Origin of the sequence: Delftia sp. WSY_12, assembly GCF_043104645.1 — a bacterium.
GTDB lineage: Bacteria > Pseudomonadota > Gammaproteobacteria > Burkholderiales > Burkholderiaceae_C > Comamonas > Comamonas tsuruhatensis.
The window spans coordinates 133,679-148,663 of record NZ_JBICKW010000015.1; the positions used below are offsets into that span (position 1 = coordinate 133,679).

Sequence of the window (14,985 nt, forward strand, 5' to 3'; positions counted from 1 at the left end):
TGCTGAAGGCGCTTTCGCACAGCCGCAAACCATAACCCATAACCGCAAGACCCCGGCGCTGCGGGGCCTGCCTGCCTCCATGAGACGGCCTGGCTGCCGGCTCGGTTCCTTGGCGCAGGCCTCAGTCGCCGTCGCCGGGGCGTCCCGCCGTGTCCCACGAGGCCGATGCTCGCAGCAGCCGGTCCAGGTCGCGCTTGGCCTTGCCGGCGTCGGCCATGCCCAGCCCGGCGGGCATGCGCATCATCCAGTGGCCCTGCGGGTCCACCACGTACAGGTGGTCCTGCAGCGCATGACCGGGCGCGGGCTGCAGCCAGCCGCGCAGCACGGCCTCGGGCACGCGCAGCACCGTGGCCTGGGCCAGCGCGGGGCGCAGGTGGGCAGGCACGGGAGCGTCGTCGGAGATGAGCCAGACCCGGTCCAGCCGGTCCTTTTCGCGGCCCAGGGTTTCGCGCAGCTGGCGCTGCAGATAGAGATGGCTTTCGCAGGCGCTGCCGCAAGCCCCGCCCGCCACGCTCAGCAGCAGCCATTGGCCCTTGAGCGACTGCAGCGGTACAGGGGCGCCGTCCAGCGTGGTGGCCGTGGCCGGTGGCAAGGCTGGCTGGTCCGCGATCAGCTCGCCAAAGCTGCGCTGCTGGCCAGGCCGCAGCACGTAGTAGGTGAAATAGGAGGCCACCACGGGCGCGGCGCAGACCGCGAACACGGCCAGCATCTTCCAGCGGCCGCTGCGCGTGCGTTGCGCGCCGGCAAGGCCCGGCTGCAAGGGTGGCAGGCCATGGACAGTCATCTCCAGGGGAGTCTCAGGAGCGGGCATGGCGCGGGCGGACAAAGCGTCGGACGATTTGGAACCAGACATACAAAAGCGTGATCAGGGCCGCAAGTCCAAACCATTGGAACGCATAGCCATGGTGTTTCTCGACACCGGCCGTCACAACGGGCCAGTCGCGCCGCAGGCCTTCGCTGGCTTCGCCGGTCTGCAGCAGGCTCCATTCGCGCAGCGGCAGCCCGGAGGCCACGGCCCATTCGGCAATGTCCACATTCTGTCGGATGCGCGACTTTTGCCCATCAGGGTCTGCCCCTGCACGGCCGAATTCGTAGAGCCGGGACGGCGCGGCCTCCATGCGCCCCTGGACGGTCACCAGCCCTTCGGGCGTCTGCACCTCGGGCAGGGCCGTGCGGTCCAGGAAGTTGCGCGGCACCCAGCCGCGCTGCACGGCAATCACCACGTCCTCATGCGGCGCAGCCAGCCGCAGCGGCGTGAGCACGAAGAAGCCCGGCTGGCCCTGCATCTGGCGGTTGTCCAGGTACAGCGTCTGCCCCGCAATCCAGTGGCCCTGCAATTGCACGGGACGGTGCAGCCAGGGCGCGGCTTCGGGGTTCGGCACCGCATCGGGCTGCACGGCTGCCAGCTGGGCGTTGCTCCACGGCGGCAGGCCCTGCTGGCGCTGCACGGCGTCGAACAGTTCCTGCTTGTAGGCCGCGCGCTGCAGCTGCCAGCGGCCCAGGGACAGCGTGACGGCCACGCCGATCAGCGCGGCCAAGGTGATCAGTACAAACCGCCAGCGCTCTGGCATTCTGGAAACACGCACCGGATAATCCACCCATGAAATTCGTGATCGTTCTTGCCCTGCTGGCCATTGTCGCCAGTCTGGGCAGCGCCCTGTTCTTCATGATGCGCCGCAATCCCGAAGACCAGCAGGGTGCGGGCGACGACAGGCGCCGCAGCCGCGCCATGTTCCGTGCACTGGCGCTGCGCGTGGGCCTGTCCATCGCGCTGTTCCTGTGCGTGCTGCTGGCGGCCAAGCTGGGCTACATCCATCCCACCGGCTGGACCGCCGGGCAATAGACAAGCCCCCTGCCCCCACAAACAAAAAGAAGCGCCCTGGCGCTTCTTTTTGCATGGGGCCGGATACAGACTACATCCAGTAGACCAGCACGTAGAGGAACAGCCACACCACGTCCACGAAGTGCCAGTACCATGCCGCGCCCTCGAAGCCGAAATGCCGCTCGGCCGTGAAGTGCCCGGCATGCAGGCGCATGGTGATGAAGAACAGCATCAGCATGCCCACGAAGACGTGGAAGCCGTGGAATCCCGTGAGCAGGAAGAAGGTCGAGCCGAACACGCCCGAGGACAGCTTGAGGTTCAGATCCGTGTACAGGTGGTAGTACTCGTAGCCCTGCACGCACAGGAAGACGAAGCCCAGGATCACCGTCATCCACATGAAGGCGATGGTGCGGGCGCGGTGGCCGGCCTGCAGCGCATGGTGGGCAATGGTCAGCGTCACGCCCGAAGTCAGCAGCAGCGCCGTGTTGATGGTGGGCAGCCAGAACGGGCCCACGGTCTGGAAGGGCTCGACACTGTTGGCCGGCGAGGCCGTGGCGCCGGCTGCCATGCTGGGCCAGACGGCCTTGAAGTCGGGCCACAGCAAGGCGTTGTCCAGGCTGCCCAGCGCGGGCACCGAGTGCGAGCGCGCCCACCACAGGGCGGTGAAGAAGGCGCCGAAGAACATCACCTCGGAGAAGATGAACCAGCTCATGCTCCAGCGGAAGGACAGGTCGATCTTGCGACCGTACTTGCCGGACTCGCTTTCATGCGCGGCCTCCCGGAACCAGAAAAAGAGCACGGCCAGCCACCAGACCAGGCCCAGGCCCAGGCTGTACATGCCCCATTCATGGCCGTTGATCCAGTTGCCCGCGCCCAGGATCACGAAGAACAGCCCCGCCGCCGCCATGACGGGATGGCTGGACTCTGCCGGCACGTAGTAGTAAGGCGTTTTGCCGTGGGTGGTTGCACTCATTGCTCAGCTCCTGACATTCTTGGTTCTGTGTTTCCCGTCGATCACTCTCTGTCCCCGATGGCCGCGCCGCTCAGACCACGAGCTTGACCAGCGCGATCAATCCCAGCACCAGCAGGAAGATGGCCGCCAGCCCCACTGCAATCACATGCAGCGGCGTGATGCGCTCCCCGTCCTGCTGGTACTCGCTTGCCCTGCGCACGCCGAACAGGGACCAGGCCACGGCGCGCACCGTGCGCCACACGCTGGGCGGGCGGCGCTTGTCCCCGGGTTGCGGCGCATTCATGAGGCCGGCTCCTGCTTCGGCCCTGCGGCCACCGGCGCATCGCCCGTGGGCGCGGCCGGCGTGCTGCCGCCCACCTCGAAGAAGGTATAGGACAGCGTGATCGTGGTCACGTCCTTGGAGATGCGCGGATCGATCACGAAGGCCACCGGCCACTCGCGCTTTTCCCCTGGCTCCAGCGTGTACTGCGAAAAGCAGAAGCACTCGAGCTTGTTGAAATGCGCAGCCGCCTGGCGTGGCGCATAGCTCGGTATCGCCTGGGCCGCCATGCGGCGGTTCTGCACATTCTGGAATTCGTACATGACCGTGGCCAGCTCGCCCGGATGGACCTGCATGGAGCGCTGCGCCGGCTTGAAGTCCCAGGGCCCGCGCGCATTGGCGTCGAACTCCACGGTGATGGTGCGGCTCTTGTCCACCTGCGAGTTGGCAGGCAGCTTCACATCGCGCCCGGCCGTGCCGTTGCCCGGCACCTGCCGCTCGGACAGCGACAGGATGTTGATGCCCGTGAGCTCGCAGATGTGCTTGTAGATGGGAATCAGCACGTAGCCGAAGGCAAACATGCCCAGCGCCACCACGGCCAGCTTGCCCACCATCTTCGCGTTTTCACTGCGCACGCTCACGGATTGCCCTCCTGTTGCCTTCAAGCGCTCAATGGAGCACGGTGATCTTGATCACGAAGCCGGCCAGAAAGACCAGCGCCACCGATACCAGGATCAGCGCCAGCCGCACGTTGGCTTTTCGTTGCTGTGCATCCATTTTTCTGATCTCCATGACTACTGGCAATCTCTGAGACTGTCGCGCCCCACCCCAGGGACACCAAGGAAGGGGGAAGGCGCGAAGCGACCCAGGCGGTGGTTCGTTTCAGCCTATGACGCGGGTCGCCGTCGCATCCAGCTTGGGCGGCGTCTCGAAGGTATGGAACGGCGCCGGCGAGGGCACTTCCCACTCCAGGCCTTCGGCAGCCTCCCAGGGCTTTTGCGGCGCCTTCTCGCCCTTGCCGCGCATGGCGGGCACGACGACGAAGAGGAAGAAATACACCTGCATCAGGCCGAAGCCCAGCGCGCCCAGCGAGGCCACCATGTTGAAGTCGGCGAACTGCATGGGGTAGTCGGCATAGCGGCGCGGCATGCCCGCCAGGCCCAGGAAGTGCATGGGGAAGAAGGTGATGTTGAAGAAGATCAGCGAGCCCCAGAAGTGGATCTGGCCGCGCGTCTCCGAATACATCACGCCCGTCCACTTGGGCGCCCAGTAGTAGTAGGCCGCGAACATGGAGAACAGCGATCCGGCCACCAGCACGTAGTGGAAGTGGGCCACCACGTAGTAGGTGTCCTGCAGCTGGATGTCGATGGGCGCCATCGACAGGATCAGGCCCGTGAAGCCGCCCATGGTGAACACGAAGATGAAGCCCACCGAGAACAGCATGGGCGTCTCGAAGGTCATGGAGCCACGCCACATGGTGGCCACCCAGTTGAAGATCTTCACGGCCGTGGGCACCGAGATCAGCATGGTGGCGTACATGAAGAACAGCTGGCCCGTGACGGGCATGCCGGTCGTGAACATGTGGTGCGCCCACACGATGAAGGACAGGATGGCGATGGACGAGGTCGCATACACCATGGACGCATAGCCGAACAGCTTCTTGCGGCTGAAGGCCGGCACGATCTGGCTGATGATGCCGAAGGCCGGCAGGATCATGATGTAGACCTCGGGGTGGCCGAAGAACCAGAAGATGTGCTGGTACATCACCGGATCGCCGCCGCCTGCGGGGTTGAAGAAGCTGGTGCCGAAATGGCGGTCCGTCAGCGTCATGGTGATGGCGCCGGCCAGCACGGGCATGACGGCGATCAGCAGGTAGGCCGTGATCAGCCAGGTCCAGGCGAACATGGGCATCTTCATCAGCGTCATGCCGGGCGCGCGCATGTTGAGCACGGTGACGATGATGTTGATGGCGCCCATGATGGAGCTTGCGCCCATGATGTGCATGGCCAGGATGGAGGTGTCCATGGACGGCCCCATCTGCAGCGTCAGCGGCGCATACAGCGTCCAGCCTGCGGCGGGTGCGCCGCCGGGCATGAAGAACGAGCCCACCAGCATCAGGCCGGCCGGGATCAGCAGCCAGAAGCTGAAGTTGTTCATGCGCGCGAAGGCCATGTCGGAGGCGCCGATCTGCAGCGGCAGCATCCAGTTCGCAAAGCCCACGAAGGCCGGCATGATGGCGCCGAACACCATGATCAGGCCGTGCATGGTGGTCAGCTGGTTGAACAGCTCGGGGTTGACGATCTGCAGCCCGGGCTGGAACAGCTCGGCGCGGATCAGCAGCGCCAGCACCCCGCCCACCATCAGCATGGTGAACGAGAACAGCAGGTACAGCGTGCCGATGTCCTTGTGGTTGGTGGCGAACATCCAGCGCCGCCAGCCCGTGGGCGTGGCGTGGTGGTGATGGTCGTCATGCCCGTGTCCATGCTCGTGCTCATGCGCATGTTCGTGGCCCTCGCCCGCAGGGCTGTGGATGGGGGGAAGTACGGCGCTCATGCTGTTATCTCCAATCGCTCATCTGTCTTGCGTGCTCACTGCGCAGGGAACTTGCCGGTGCGGGCGGCCACGAACTCGGCCGGCTGCACCAGCTGGCCGGTCTTGTTGGACCAGTGGTTCTTGGCAAAGGTGACCACGGCGGCCAGCTCGGTATCGCTCAGCTGCTTCCAGGCGGGCATGGCGCCGTTGGCACGGCCTTCCAGCACCACATGCATCATCTCGGCCGTGGGACCCAGGACCACGGGGCTGCCGTCCAGCGCCTTGATGGGACCGGCGCCCTTGCCGTTGGCCTGGTGGCAGGCCGCGCAGTTGGCCGCATAGACCTTCTCGCCGCGTGCGATCAGGTCTTGCAGGGACCAGACCTTGCTGGGGTCGTCCTTCTTGGCGGCGGCGATCTTCTTTTGCTCGTCCACCCAGGCCTTGTAGCCGTCATTGGACAGCACCTTCACGTGGATGGGCATGTAGGCATGCTCCTTGCCGCACAGCTCGGCGCACTGGCCGTAGTAGTCGCCGGTCTTCTCGGCGCGGAACCAGGTGTCGCGCACGAAGCCCGGAATCGCATCCTGCTTGATGCCGAAGGACGGCACCATGAAGGAGTGGATCACGTCGTTGGCCGTGGTGATGATGCGCACCTTGCGGTCCACGGGCACGACCAGCGGGTTGTCCACCTTGAGCAGGTAGTCGTTGGGTGCCTTGGACACATCGCCGCTGTCGGACAGCACGCGGTGGCTGCTGTCCAGCGTGGAGATGAAGCTCAGGCCCTCGCCTTCGCCGTTGATGTAGTCGTAGCCCCATTTCCACTGGTAGCCCGTGGCCTTGATCGTGACATCGGCGTTGGTGGTGTCCTTCTGCGCCACCAGCACCTTGGTGGCCGGCAGCGCCATGAGCACGACGATGATGAAGGGCACGACGGTCCAGACCACCTCGACCGTGGCCGATTCGTGGAAGTTCGCGGCCTTGGCGCCGCGCGATTTGCGGTGCTTCCAGATCGAATAGAACATCACGGCGAACACGCCGATGAAGATCACCGTGCAGATGATCAGCATCATCCAGTGCAGGTAATGCTGCTCATGCGCGATGCGCGTGACCGCCGGATGAAGGTTGAGCTGATTGACGGCCGGGCCGCCTGGCAGATCTGTCGCCGCATGTGCAAGGGAGCCTGCCCCTGCCACACTCATCAAGCCCCAGAGAACCAGCCTGGTGGAAATGCTTTTCATAGTTTTCACTTACATCTAAGCCTCGGGTTATCCACTCGCTCCGCTGCGCCGGCGTGGGGGCCGCGCAGCCAGACCGTTCAACGCCTGCCCAAAGGGCAACTCCCGGCCTCAACTGTCCGAGCATGCATGAAAGCGCCGCAGATGTGCCTGCGCGCAATCACCAATAGCGTGCCAGCCGGCATCAACGGCAGCTCGGACATGGGACCAGGATGGGGGCGGGCCGCCATCCCCGCCTGCGCCTGCAGGCGCATGAACTCGGGGGACAGCAGCAAAGTGGATGGGAGGATGCGCGCGCGCCGGCCCTTCAGGGCATGTGTGCCGTGTGTGCCGTGTGTGCCGTGTGTGCCGTGCGGGCCGGGAGCGGATGGAAAGAGGCAGCGCATGCGGCCCAGCAGTGCGGGCAGCAGGGAACACAGGGACAGAAAGACCAGTGCCCGCTCCCAGAGGAGCAGGCACTGCTGCAGCCGGTGATGATCAAACTTGCGGGCGGGCCACTCTTGAATGCGCCGGCCCGTTCTCGTTCCCGTGGCAAAGCGAAACACCAAATCGTCTCCCCTTTCGGCCTGCGGACCGCTGGTCTTTTCCCGGCCCGGGAGAGCGAGCCCAGGGAAAAGCTGTTGTCTCTGTCAGCTCGGGAAAAGTGTAGACGTTTTTGTTTTCGATCAATGACCGGAAAGCGACATTCAGGCTATCGCAAACCCGTGTTGCGCGGCTGGCGCAGCATGCTGCGCATGTCCTCCAGCGACACGGCGCTGCTGGACTCCAGGCGCACGCGCGGCTGCGGCTTGTAGGCATGGCCGTAGACGATCTCGAAGGTCAGCGCCAGCTGCCCGTCGGGGCCGGCCAGCCGTTCGCGCAAGGCGTCGTGCAGGCGCTGCTGCCAGCGGCGGCCGCGCAGCGCGGCAAAGCGTTGCGGATGGAAGTTGCGGCCCAGCTCGCGCAGCTCCTGCAGCAGCCGCTCGGGCGTGGCAAAGGTCAGCGTGATGTGCTCCATGTCCATCACCGGCTCGCTGAAGCCTGCGTGCACCAGCATGTCGCCCCAGTCGTGCATGTCGGTGAAGGCCTGCCCGGCGGGCGGCCAGCCGAGCTGGGCGTAGAGGGCATGCAGTTCGCGCAGCGTATCGGGCCCCAGGCAGGAGAACATCACATAGCCGTCCACGGACAGCGCCTGGTGCCAGCGCGCGATCAGCGCCTGCGGGTCGGCCTGCTGGTGCAGGGCCATGTTGGCCCACAGCATGTCCACGCCGGCGGGCTCGGGCTCGCCGAAGCGCGTGGCGCCCCCGGTCCAGCGCGCGGGCTGCCACCAGCGCGCGCCCAGCTGCTCGCGGGCGGCGGCCTCATGCAGCGGCGAGGCTTCATAGACCAGGCATTCGGACTGCGCATAGCGCTGGCGCAGCAGCGCATGGGCCTGCAGGCCGCCGCGCACGGGCTGCCAGTGGCACCAGCGCTGGGGCGGCTTGACGATCCAGTCCAGCCGCTCCTGCATGCGGCGCGCCACCTCCTCATGCAGCCACGGCGAGGCCGCAGGCGCGCCCTGCTGCCAGCGCAATGCGGCGGCCGGATCGATGGTGGGAGGCAATTCGTGGGACATGGCTGGGCGGGGAATCCGTGCTCCTCAAAAGACAGGCGCCCGGCCCCGGAGCAAAGGGGTGGCGGACGCGGCGCGAGTATATTGACTCCATGCCCAACCTGCCTGCGTCATGGCTTTCGCGCTGGCATGCCGGCCTGCCCGGCCTGCTGCCCAGCCAATGCGCCGTCTGCCACCGCTGGCCTGCGCGGCGCCTGTGCCAGGACTGCCGCGCACGCTGGGCCGGACCCATGGCGCGATGCGGGCGCTGCGCCATGCCGCTGCCGGCCCGCACCGGCGCCGATGGTCCCCGCACCTGCGGCGCCTGCCTGCTCAAGCCGCCGCCGCTGACGCACTGCCTGGCCGCGCTGGACTATGCCTACCCGTGGCACACGGTGATCGGCGACTTCAAGTTCCGGGGAGACACCGGCCTGGCACGCAGCCTGGCCGATCTGCTGCTGGAGTTGCCTCAGGCGCGCGAGCAACTGCAGCAATGCGACCTGCTGCTGCCCATGCCGCTGTCGCCGCAGCGCCTGCGAGAGCGCGGCTTTCACCAGACCCTGGTGCTGGCCCGCGCGCTCTGCAGCGCATCCACCCGGGGCAAGCTGCGGCACCAGGCCGTGCAGCGCGCCCACACGGCACAGGCCCAGCATGACCTGCCGCGCGCCCTGCGCCTGCGCCAGCTGCGCACGGTCTTTGCCGTGCCACCTGCGCAACTGCCCCATGTGCGCGGCCGCAAGATCCTGTTGATCGACGATGTGATGACCACGGGCGCCAGCCTGCATGCGCTGGCCACCTGCCTGCGCCGCGCAGGCGCGGCCGAGGTCAGCGCCCTGGTGCTGGCGCGCACGCCCTGACCGCAGGGGACCGGGGCCCGGGGGCATCCGCCGCCGCGAGACAATACGGGCCATGTTCCATATCGTTCTCGTCGCGCCGGAGATCCCGCCCAATACCGGCAATGTGATCCGTCTGGCCGCCAACACCGGCTGCAGCCTGCACCTGATCGAGCCGCTGGGCTTTTCCATGGAAGACCGCCTGATGCGCCGCGCCGGCCTCGACTACCACGAGTACGCGCCCGTGCGCCGCCATGCCGACTGGCAGGCCTTCCTGCAGGACTGCCGGCCGGACCGCCAGCGCATGTTCGCCATGACCACGCACAGCAGCAGCCCCGCCCACGCCCTCGGCTTCCAGCCCGGCGACTGGCTGGTGTTCGGCTCCGAAAGCAAGGGCCTGCCCGCCGAGGTGCGCGAGCAGTTCCCGCCGCAGCAGCGCCTGCGCCTGCCCATGCTGCCGCAGCAGCGCAGCCTGAACCTGTCCAACGCCGTGGCCGTGACGGTGTTTGAAGCCTGGCGCCAGCAGCAGTTTGCCGGCGCCGCACTGGCCGAGGGCGCGCCCGGCGCGGCCTGAGCGACCGGCCTGGGTCGGCGGAAAGTTCCCCGCCGATTGTTTCAACCGCTGAAAAAGCGCATTGCCAATCCAAGGGTTTATCCCGATTCCACACCGTCCTACATTTGAGTCATGGGCTCTACGTTACCAAGCGATTTCCGCAAGGAACGCCCTGTCCCAGAAACAAAACAAAGGACTTGAATCATGAAGAACACCCGCCGTTTTGCCGTCCTGGCCGCCCTCACCGTTTCCGCCTTCGCCGCCCAGGCCGCCGGCTTCGACTACGCCGACAACAGCAGCTACCCGCCCGAAGTGAAGACCCAGAGCACGCTGACACGTGCCCAGGTCATGGCCGACCTGAAGGCCGCCCAGGCCAATGGCACCATGCCCTCCGTCGCCGAAGGCTACCTGCCCATCCAGAACACTGCCACCGCTGGCGTGAGCCGCGAGGAAGTGCGCCGCGAGGCCGCCGCTGCCGAGCGTTCGGGCCAGCTGAACTTCGGCGCCTGAGTCCCAGACCCCGCAACCGCTGCCACCACGCAGCCAGCCCGCAGGTGCCGCCTGCGGGCTTTTTTCATCGCCGGGCAGCCCCAAGATGAAAAGCGCCCCCTTGGGGGGGCAGCGGGCCTTGCGCAGCAAGGGTAGCGTGGGGGTCAGTTTTCATTCAGGCCTTGGCACCGTAGTTGCGGGCCACGGACTCGGCCACGCAGGCGGGCTTGTCCGCGCCTTCGCGCTCCACGGTCACCAGCCAGGTCATCTGCAGGCCGCCGGGCTCGATGGGCTCAGCGGCCTGCAGCGTCAGGCGCGCGCGCAGGCGGCTGCCCACGGGCACGGGCGAGGTGAAGCGCACGCGGTTGAGGCCGTAGTTCACGCCCATTTGCGCGCCTTCGATGTGAAAGCAGTTCTGGAAAAACTGGGGAATCAGCGACAGCGTCAGAAAGCCATGCGCGATCGGCGCGCCGAAGGGGCCCTTGGACGCGCGCTCGGGGTCCACATGGATCCATTGCTGGTCGCCCGTGGCATCGGCGAACAGCTGCACCTGCTGCTGGGTGATGGTGATCCAGTCGCTGACGGCGACTTCCTGCCCCACGCAGGCACGCACTTCGGAATAGGAATGGAAGGTTTTCATGCCCCAAATGGTAGGGGCCGGTGCCGCGCGCTCCATGTCGGGCGCGCGACAGCTAGGGTCTGTTGACGTTAATTTGTGGATCGCGTTGCGCGGTTGCGGGGTTGTATGCAAGGCGCTCATGCGCAGCAAGGCCCATGCCTTGCGAGTGTGAGCAACGCGGCAGACGGCCCCGCAACCGCGCAACCCGAAGGGAAGCAGCCTGCCAGCGCGCCACTCGGCGTTGCACTCCTTGTGCGTGTAGGCACACGCACGGCGTCGCGCGCCTTGATTGGCACGCTGGCAGGCTGCTTCGCGACCGCAAATTAACGTCAACAGACCCTTGGGTTAGCCCAGGGAGGGGCTCAGCGCGAGGCGCGCTGCACGAAGAACAGCCCCGTGCCCACGGCCATCAGCAGCGCGCCGAAGACCCGGTTCTGGCTGCGCACGGCACGCGCGCTGCGCATGAAGCCGCGCAGCGCGCTGGCGCTGGCCGCATAGCCGTGCATGACCATGGTGTCCACGGCCAGCATGGTGGCGGCCAGGATCAGCAACTGCAGCCACAGCGGGCGGCTGGTGGTCATGAACTGGGGCAGCACGGCCACCATGAAGATGATGCCCTTGGGGTTGGTGGCGTTGGTCAGGAAGCCCGTGAGCACGCGGCGGCGCACGCTGAGCTCGGGCATGGATTCCTGGGTGGCCAGGGGTGCGGCACCCGAGCGCCATTGGCTGATGCCCAGGTAGATCAGGTAGCAGGCGCCGACGATCTTCACGGCGTTGAACGCCCATTCGGAGGCCAGCAGCAGCGAGCCCACGCCCGCGCCGGCGATCAGCAAGATGGTCAGCAGCCCCAGCTGCAGCCCGAAGATGGTGGCGCTGCTCTTGCGCACGCCATACGACAGGCCATGGCTCATGGACAGCACGGCGCCCGAGCCCGGGGAGACCGCAATGATCCAGCAGGCCACAAAGTAGGCGATCCAAGTGTGCCAATCCATGCCAAACACCTTAAAAATACGGAGCAGGCCGGCATCTTAAAACCGTGCAGCCGATCTGGCGCACTGCCGCGGCAAAGCCGGATGGGGCGGTGAAGCATTCGGTGGCGTTTTTCATCGCCGGGCCGCCCCAAGATGAAAACGGCCCCCTCGGGGGGCGCCCGGCCAGGGGCAGCGGACCTAGCGCAGCAAAGGGAGCGTGGGGGGCATTTTCAACCCTGTCAAAAAGCTGACCCGGCTGTGAGAGTGACACAATCAATCACCCCAGGGTAAACACCAACTCCAAGATCCCGAGCTTCCATGGAACACAGCGCCCCCATCTGGCTGACCTACGGCTTTCTCTATCTCACCGCCGCCGTGCTGGCCGTGCCCATTGCGCGTGCCCTGGGCCTGGGCGCCATCATTGGCTACCTGGGTGCCGGCATTGCCATGGGCCCCTGGGGACTGTCGCTTGTCAGCAATGTGGATGACATTCTTCACTTTGCCGAGTTCGGCGTGGTGCTGATGCTCTTCGTGATCGGGCTGGAGCTGCAGCCCAGCCGCCTGTGGGAGCTGCGCCGGCCCATCCTGGGATGGGGGCTCGCGCAGATGCTGGCCTGCACGGGCGTGCTGTTCCTGGCGGCCTGGGCCTTCGGCTTTTCCTGGCGCGTGAGCCTGATCGCGGGCATGGGCCTGGCCCTGTCGTCCACGGCCATCTGCCTGCAGGTCATGGCCGAGCGCAACCTCATGCGCACGCCCAGCGGCCAGGCCGGCTTCTCCATCCTGCTGTTCCAGGACGTGGCCGCCATTCCCATCCTGGCGCTGATCCCCATCCTGGGCGCGGTCAAGGCCGCCAATGCCACGCACACCGACAGCCACCTGTGGCTGCAGGTGCTCAAGACCGTGGGCACCATCGCCGCCGTGGTGGTGGGCGGCCGCCTGCTGCTGCGCCCCCTGCTGCGCTGGATCGCGCGCAGCCGCACGCCCGAGATCTTCACGGCCACCTCGCTGCTGCTGGTGGTGGGCATTGCCATGCTGATGGTGCAGGTGGGCCTGTCCATGGCGCTGGGAGCCTTCCTGGCTGGCGTGCTGCTGGCCGACAGCGAGTACCGCAGCGAGCTGGAGACCAACATCGAGCCCTTCAAGGGCCTGCTGCTGGGCCTGTTCTTCATGGCCGTGGGCATGAGCATCGACTTCGGCGTGCTGCTGCGCGCGCCCTGGGCCATGGCCGCCATGGTGCTGGGCTTTCTGGCGCTCAAGGGCGCCGTGCTCTACACCCTGGCCCGCGTGCTGAAGCTGCCCTGGCGCGAGCGCCCGGTGTTCGCCCTGCTGCTGGCCCAGGGCGGGGAGTTCGCCTTCGTGGTGTTCCAGACGGCGGCGCAGTACAAGGTGTTCCACCACAGCATCTCGTCCATGCTGGTGGCCGCCGTGGCCCTGTCCATGCTGATCGGCCCGCTGGTGCTGGTGCTGATGGACAAGCTGCTGCTCAAGCGCTTTGCCGACATGAAGGATTGCCAGGTCGACGGCCCGGGCCAGCCTGCCAGGCCCCATGAAATATCGGAGCCGCAGGACGCGCAGGTCATCATTGCGGGCTTTGGCCGCTACGGCCAGATCGTGGCACGCGTGCTGCTGACCCAGGGCGTGCCGGCCACCATCCTCGACCACAGCGTGGAGATGCTGGAAGTGGCCCACACCTTTGGCTACCGCGTGTTCTTCGGCGATGCCACGCGCATGGACCTGCTGCGCATTGCCGGCGCGGACAAGGCGCGGGTGCTGGTCATCGCGGTGGACTCTTCCGAGCAATCGCTGAAGATCGCCGCCCGCGTGCGCAAGCGCTTTCCGCACCTGGAGATCGTGGCCCGCGCGCGCGACATGGCCCACTGGTACCAGTTGCGCGACCTGGGCGTGCACCATGTCGAGCGCGAAGTCTTCGAGTCCAGCCTCGTCTCGGCGCGCACCGTGCTGGAGCTCGCTGGCCACAGCCCTGCCGAGGCCCGGCGCACCACCGCGCGCTTTCGGGAGCACAACCTGCAGCTGATCGAGCGCATGTACCCCCACCACAAGGACCAGGCCCAGCTCATTGCCGTGGCCAAGCAGGGCCGCCAGCAGCTGGTCGAGCAGATGGCCAAGGAGCGGCAGGAGGCCCAGGCGCAGCAGGAGAAGGACCAGGCGCCGCAGGAAACCCCGCCCCCGCCCGCCCCCTGAAAACCGGGCCTCAGTACGCGCCCAGCGCCTGCACCATGTGGTCCACGAACTGCGCCAGCTTGGGCAGTTGGCGGCGGTCCGGCAGATAGACCAGGTGCACCGGGCGCGGCAGTGGCACGCAGTCCTGCAGCACGGGCACCAGCCGGCCCGCGGCCATGTCGGCGGCCAGCAGCACCTCGGGCTGCAGGATCAGGCCCAGGCCGCGCAGCGCTGCATGGCGCAGCCCGTCGCCGCTGTTGCAGCGCAGGCGGGCATCGTCGGGCCACTGCACCGGCGCCGAGCCGTCGCCGCGCAGAATCCATTCCGAGCGGCGCTGCCAGACCGCGTAGCTCAGGCAGTCATGGCGCGCCAGATCGCCCACGCCACGCGGATGACCGCGCCGCCGCAGATACGAAGGCGCCGCCGCGATCACCATGCGATAGGGCTGCAGCGGCCGCGCCACCAGGCCTTCGCCGCCCACGGGGCCGATGCGCACGGCCACGTCGATGTTCTCGCCCACCAGGTCGACCATGCTGTCGCTCAACTGCAGGTCCACGCGCACCAGCGGATGGGCCAGCTGGTAGTCGGCAACCAGCGGTGCGATCACATGGTTGCCCAGCGTGGTCGGCGCGCTGATGCGCAGCAGGCCCTGGGGCGCGCTGCGGCTGCGCTCCACGGCCGACTCGGCCCAGCGCAACTGCTCGAAGACCTGGCGGCTGTCCTCGTAAAAGCTGCGCCCCACCTCGGTCAGGCTGTGGCGCCGCGTGGTGCGCTGCAGCAGGCGCGCGCCCAGATGGGCTTCCAGCTGCTGCACATGCTTGCCCACCATCACGGCCGAGATGTCCAGGCGCCGCGCGGCCTGGGCAAAGCTGCCGTCCTCGACCACGGCCATGAAGACCTCCATATTGCGCAGCTTGTCCATGGATTGCCAACCAATGCTTAGGAGTA

General features: G+C 66.9%; 17 protein-coding genes. 5 read left to right on the top strand and 12 right to left on the bottom strand.

All coding sequences use genetic code 11. From position 1 onward, the window contains the following. Positions 1-121: 121 nt before the first annotated feature. The gene (locus ACF8LI_RS09090; protein WP_047326130.1) at positions 122-811 is read right to left on the bottom strand and encodes a transmembrane protein; all 690 of its coding nucleotides are present in this window, start codon (positions 809-811) and stop codon (positions 122-124) included. Beyond that, entirely contained in the window at positions 798-1,571 is a 774-nt protein-coding gene (locus ACF8LI_RS09095; RefSeq protein WP_047219387.1) for an SURF1 family protein, read from the bottom strand. Before ACF8LI_RS09095 ends, ACF8LI_RS09090 begins: the two co-directional genes overlap by 14 nt. A gap of 29 nt (positions 1,572-1,600) precedes the next feature. Here ACF8LI_RS09095 and ACF8LI_RS09100 point away from each other — a divergent pair, with 29 nt between their 5' ends. Beyond that, positions 1,601-1,843, top strand: a complete 243-nt coding sequence (locus ACF8LI_RS09100; RefSeq protein WP_016450145.1) for a twin transmembrane helix small protein — start codon at positions 1,601-1,603, stop codon at positions 1,841-1,843. Positions 1,844-1,913: 70 nt separating this feature from the next. On the opposite strand, the gene ACF8LI_RS09105 is transcribed toward ACF8LI_RS09100, so the two are convergent. The 7 genes from ACF8LI_RS09105 to ACF8LI_RS09135 all read right to left on the bottom strand — a co-directional run bounded on the left by ACF8LI_RS09105 (position 1,914) and on the right by ACF8LI_RS09135 (position 8,415). Then, positions 1,914-2,795, bottom strand: a complete 882-nt coding sequence (locus ACF8LI_RS09105; protein ID WP_016450144.1) for a cytochrome c oxidase subunit 3 — start codon at positions 2,793-2,795, stop codon at positions 1,914-1,916. Positions 2,796-2,865: 70 nt separating this feature from the next. Continuing rightward, on the bottom strand, positions 2,866-3,078 hold the full coding sequence (locus ACF8LI_RS09110; protein ID WP_016450143.1) for a DUF2970 domain-containing protein: 213 nt from the start codon (positions 3,076-3,078) through the stop codon (positions 2,866-2,868). Then, on the bottom strand, positions 3,075-3,695 hold the full coding sequence (locus ACF8LI_RS09115; protein WP_080945248.1) for a cytochrome c oxidase assembly protein: 621 nt from the start codon (positions 3,693-3,695) through the stop codon (positions 3,075-3,077). The genes ACF8LI_RS09110 and ACF8LI_RS09115 overlap by 4 nt, the downstream gene beginning before the upstream one ends. A 28-nt stretch (positions 3,696-3,723) precedes the next feature. Further along, the gene (locus ACF8LI_RS09120) at positions 3,724-3,831 is read right to left on the bottom strand and encodes a cytochrome oxidase small assembly protein (RefSeq protein ID WP_016450141.1); all 108 of its coding nucleotides are present in this window, start codon (positions 3,829-3,831) and stop codon (positions 3,724-3,726) included. A gap of 105 nt (positions 3,832-3,936) precedes the next feature. Then, positions 3,937-5,607 (bottom strand): cytochrome c oxidase subunit I, encoded by a 1,671-nt coding sequence (gene ctaD, locus ACF8LI_RS09125; RefSeq protein ID WP_016450140.1) that lies wholly within the window; start codon positions 5,605-5,607, stop codon positions 3,937-3,939. A gap of 35 nt (positions 5,608-5,642) precedes the next feature. Further along, complete coding sequence (gene coxB, locus ACF8LI_RS09130; protein WP_016450139.1) at positions 5,643-6,824, bottom strand: cytochrome c oxidase subunit II; 1,182 nt, start codon at positions 6,822-6,824, stop codon at positions 5,643-5,645. 688 nt (positions 6,825-7,512) lie between these two features. After that, entirely contained in the window at positions 7,513-8,415 is a 903-nt protein-coding gene (locus ACF8LI_RS09135; protein ID WP_017406701.1) for a trans-aconitate 2-methyltransferase, read from the bottom strand. Between the two features lie 89 nt (positions 8,416-8,504). Here ACF8LI_RS09135 and ACF8LI_RS09140 point away from each other — a divergent pair, with 89 nt between their 5' ends. From ACF8LI_RS09140 to ACF8LI_RS09150, 3 genes are all read left to right on the top strand, one after another. Further along, complete coding sequence (locus ACF8LI_RS09140; RefSeq protein ID WP_034399973.1) at positions 8,505-9,248, top strand: ComF family protein; 744 nt, start codon at positions 8,505-8,507, stop codon at positions 9,246-9,248. 52 nt (positions 9,249-9,300) lie between these two features. Next, positions 9,301-9,798, top strand: a complete 498-nt coding sequence (gene trmL, locus ACF8LI_RS09145; RefSeq protein ID WP_392412417.1) for a tRNA (uridine(34)/cytosine(34)/5-carboxymethylaminomethyluridine(34)-2'-O)-methyltransferase TrmL — start codon at positions 9,301-9,303, stop codon at positions 9,796-9,798. Between the two features lie 183 nt (positions 9,799-9,981). After that, a complete protein-coding gene (locus ACF8LI_RS09150; protein ID WP_016453737.1) occupies positions 9,982-10,287 on the top strand; it encodes a DUF4148 domain-containing protein in 306 nt (101 codons plus the stop codon). A gap of 154 nt (positions 10,288-10,441) precedes the next feature. Here the strand turns inward: ACF8LI_RS09150 and ACF8LI_RS09155 are convergent, their stop codons facing one another. After that, complete coding sequence (locus ACF8LI_RS09155) at positions 10,442-10,906, bottom strand: MaoC family dehydratase (RefSeq protein ID WP_034390662.1); 465 nt, start codon at positions 10,904-10,906, stop codon at positions 10,442-10,444. A 341-nt stretch (positions 10,907-11,247) separates the two neighbouring features. Then, the gene (locus ACF8LI_RS09160) at positions 11,248-11,877 is read right to left on the bottom strand and encodes a LysE family transporter (protein ID WP_012203595.1); all 630 of its coding nucleotides are present in this window, start codon (positions 11,875-11,877) and stop codon (positions 11,248-11,250) included. A gap of 297 nt (positions 11,878-12,174) precedes the next feature. Between ACF8LI_RS09160 and kefC the strand changes: the two genes are divergently transcribed. Then, positions 12,175-14,058 (top strand): glutathione-regulated potassium-efflux system protein KefC, encoded by a 1,884-nt coding sequence (gene kefC, locus ACF8LI_RS09165; RefSeq protein ID WP_392412418.1) that lies wholly within the window; start codon positions 12,175-12,177, stop codon positions 14,056-14,058. 10 nt (positions 14,059-14,068) lie between these two features. Here the strand turns inward: kefC and ACF8LI_RS09170 are convergent, their stop codons facing one another. After that, complete coding sequence (locus ACF8LI_RS09170) at positions 14,069-14,959, bottom strand: LysR family transcriptional regulator (RefSeq protein ID WP_392412419.1); 891 nt, start codon at positions 14,957-14,959, stop codon at positions 14,069-14,071. Positions 14,960-14,985: the final 26 nt, after the last annotated feature.

What these genes read in the sequence shown, in the direction of transcription:
- ACF8LI_RS09090 (WP_047326130.1), bottom strand. Translation starts at nt 811, where the DNA reads ATGCCCGCTCCTGAGACTCCCCTGGAGATGACTGTCCATGGCCTGCCA.
- ACF8LI_RS09095 (WP_047219387.1), bottom strand. Translation starts at nt 1,571, where the DNA reads ATGCCAGAGCGCTGGCGGTTTGTACTGATCACCTTGGCCGCGCTGATC.
- ACF8LI_RS09100 (WP_016450145.1), top strand. Translation starts at nt 1,601, where the DNA reads ATGAAATTCGTGATCGTTCTTGCCCTGCTGGCCATTGTCGCCAGTCTG.
- ACF8LI_RS09105 (WP_016450144.1), bottom strand. Translation starts at nt 2,795, where the DNA reads ATGAGTGCAACCACCCACGGCAAAACGCCTTACTACTACGTGCCGGCA.
- ACF8LI_RS09110 (WP_016450143.1), bottom strand. Translation starts at nt 3,078, where the DNA reads ATGAATGCGCCGCAACCCGGGGACAAGCGCCGCCCGCCCAGCGTGTGG.
- ACF8LI_RS09120 (WP_016450141.1), bottom strand. Translation starts at nt 3,831, where the DNA reads ATGGATGCACAGCAACGAAAAGCCAACGTGCGGCTGGCGCTGATCCTG.
- ctaD (WP_016450140.1), bottom strand. Translation starts at nt 5,607, where the DNA reads ATGAGCGCCGTACTTCCCCCCATCCACAGCCCTGCGGGCGAGGGCCAC.
- coxB (WP_016450139.1), bottom strand. Translation starts at nt 6,824, where the DNA reads ATGAAAAGCATTTCCACCAGGCTGGTTCTCTGGGGCTTGATGAGTGTG.
- ACF8LI_RS09135 (WP_017406701.1), bottom strand. Translation starts at nt 8,415, where the DNA reads ATGTCCCACGAATTGCCTCCCACCATCGATCCGGCCGCCGCATTGCGC.
- ACF8LI_RS09140 (WP_034399973.1), top strand. Translation starts at nt 8,505, where the DNA reads ATGCCCAACCTGCCTGCGTCATGGCTTTCGCGCTGGCATGCCGGCCTG.
- trmL (WP_392412417.1), top strand. Translation starts at nt 9,301, where the DNA reads ATGTTCCATATCGTTCTCGTCGCGCCGGAGATCCCGCCCAATACCGGC.
- ACF8LI_RS09150 (WP_016453737.1), top strand. Translation starts at nt 9,982, where the DNA reads ATGAAGAACACCCGCCGTTTTGCCGTCCTGGCCGCCCTCACCGTTTCC.
- ACF8LI_RS09155 (WP_034390662.1), bottom strand. Translation starts at nt 10,906, where the DNA reads ATGAAAACCTTCCATTCCTATTCCGAAGTGCGTGCCTGCGTGGGGCAG.
- ACF8LI_RS09160 (WP_012203595.1), bottom strand. Translation starts at nt 11,877, where the DNA reads ATGGATTGGCACACTTGGATCGCCTACTTTGTGGCCTGCTGGATCATT.
- kefC (WP_392412418.1), top strand. Translation starts at nt 12,175, where the DNA reads ATGGAACACAGCGCCCCCATCTGGCTGACCTACGGCTTTCTCTATCTC.
- ACF8LI_RS09170 (WP_392412419.1), bottom strand. Translation starts at nt 14,959, where the DNA reads ATGGACAAGCTGCGCAATATGGAGGTCTTCATGGCCGTGGTCGAGGAC.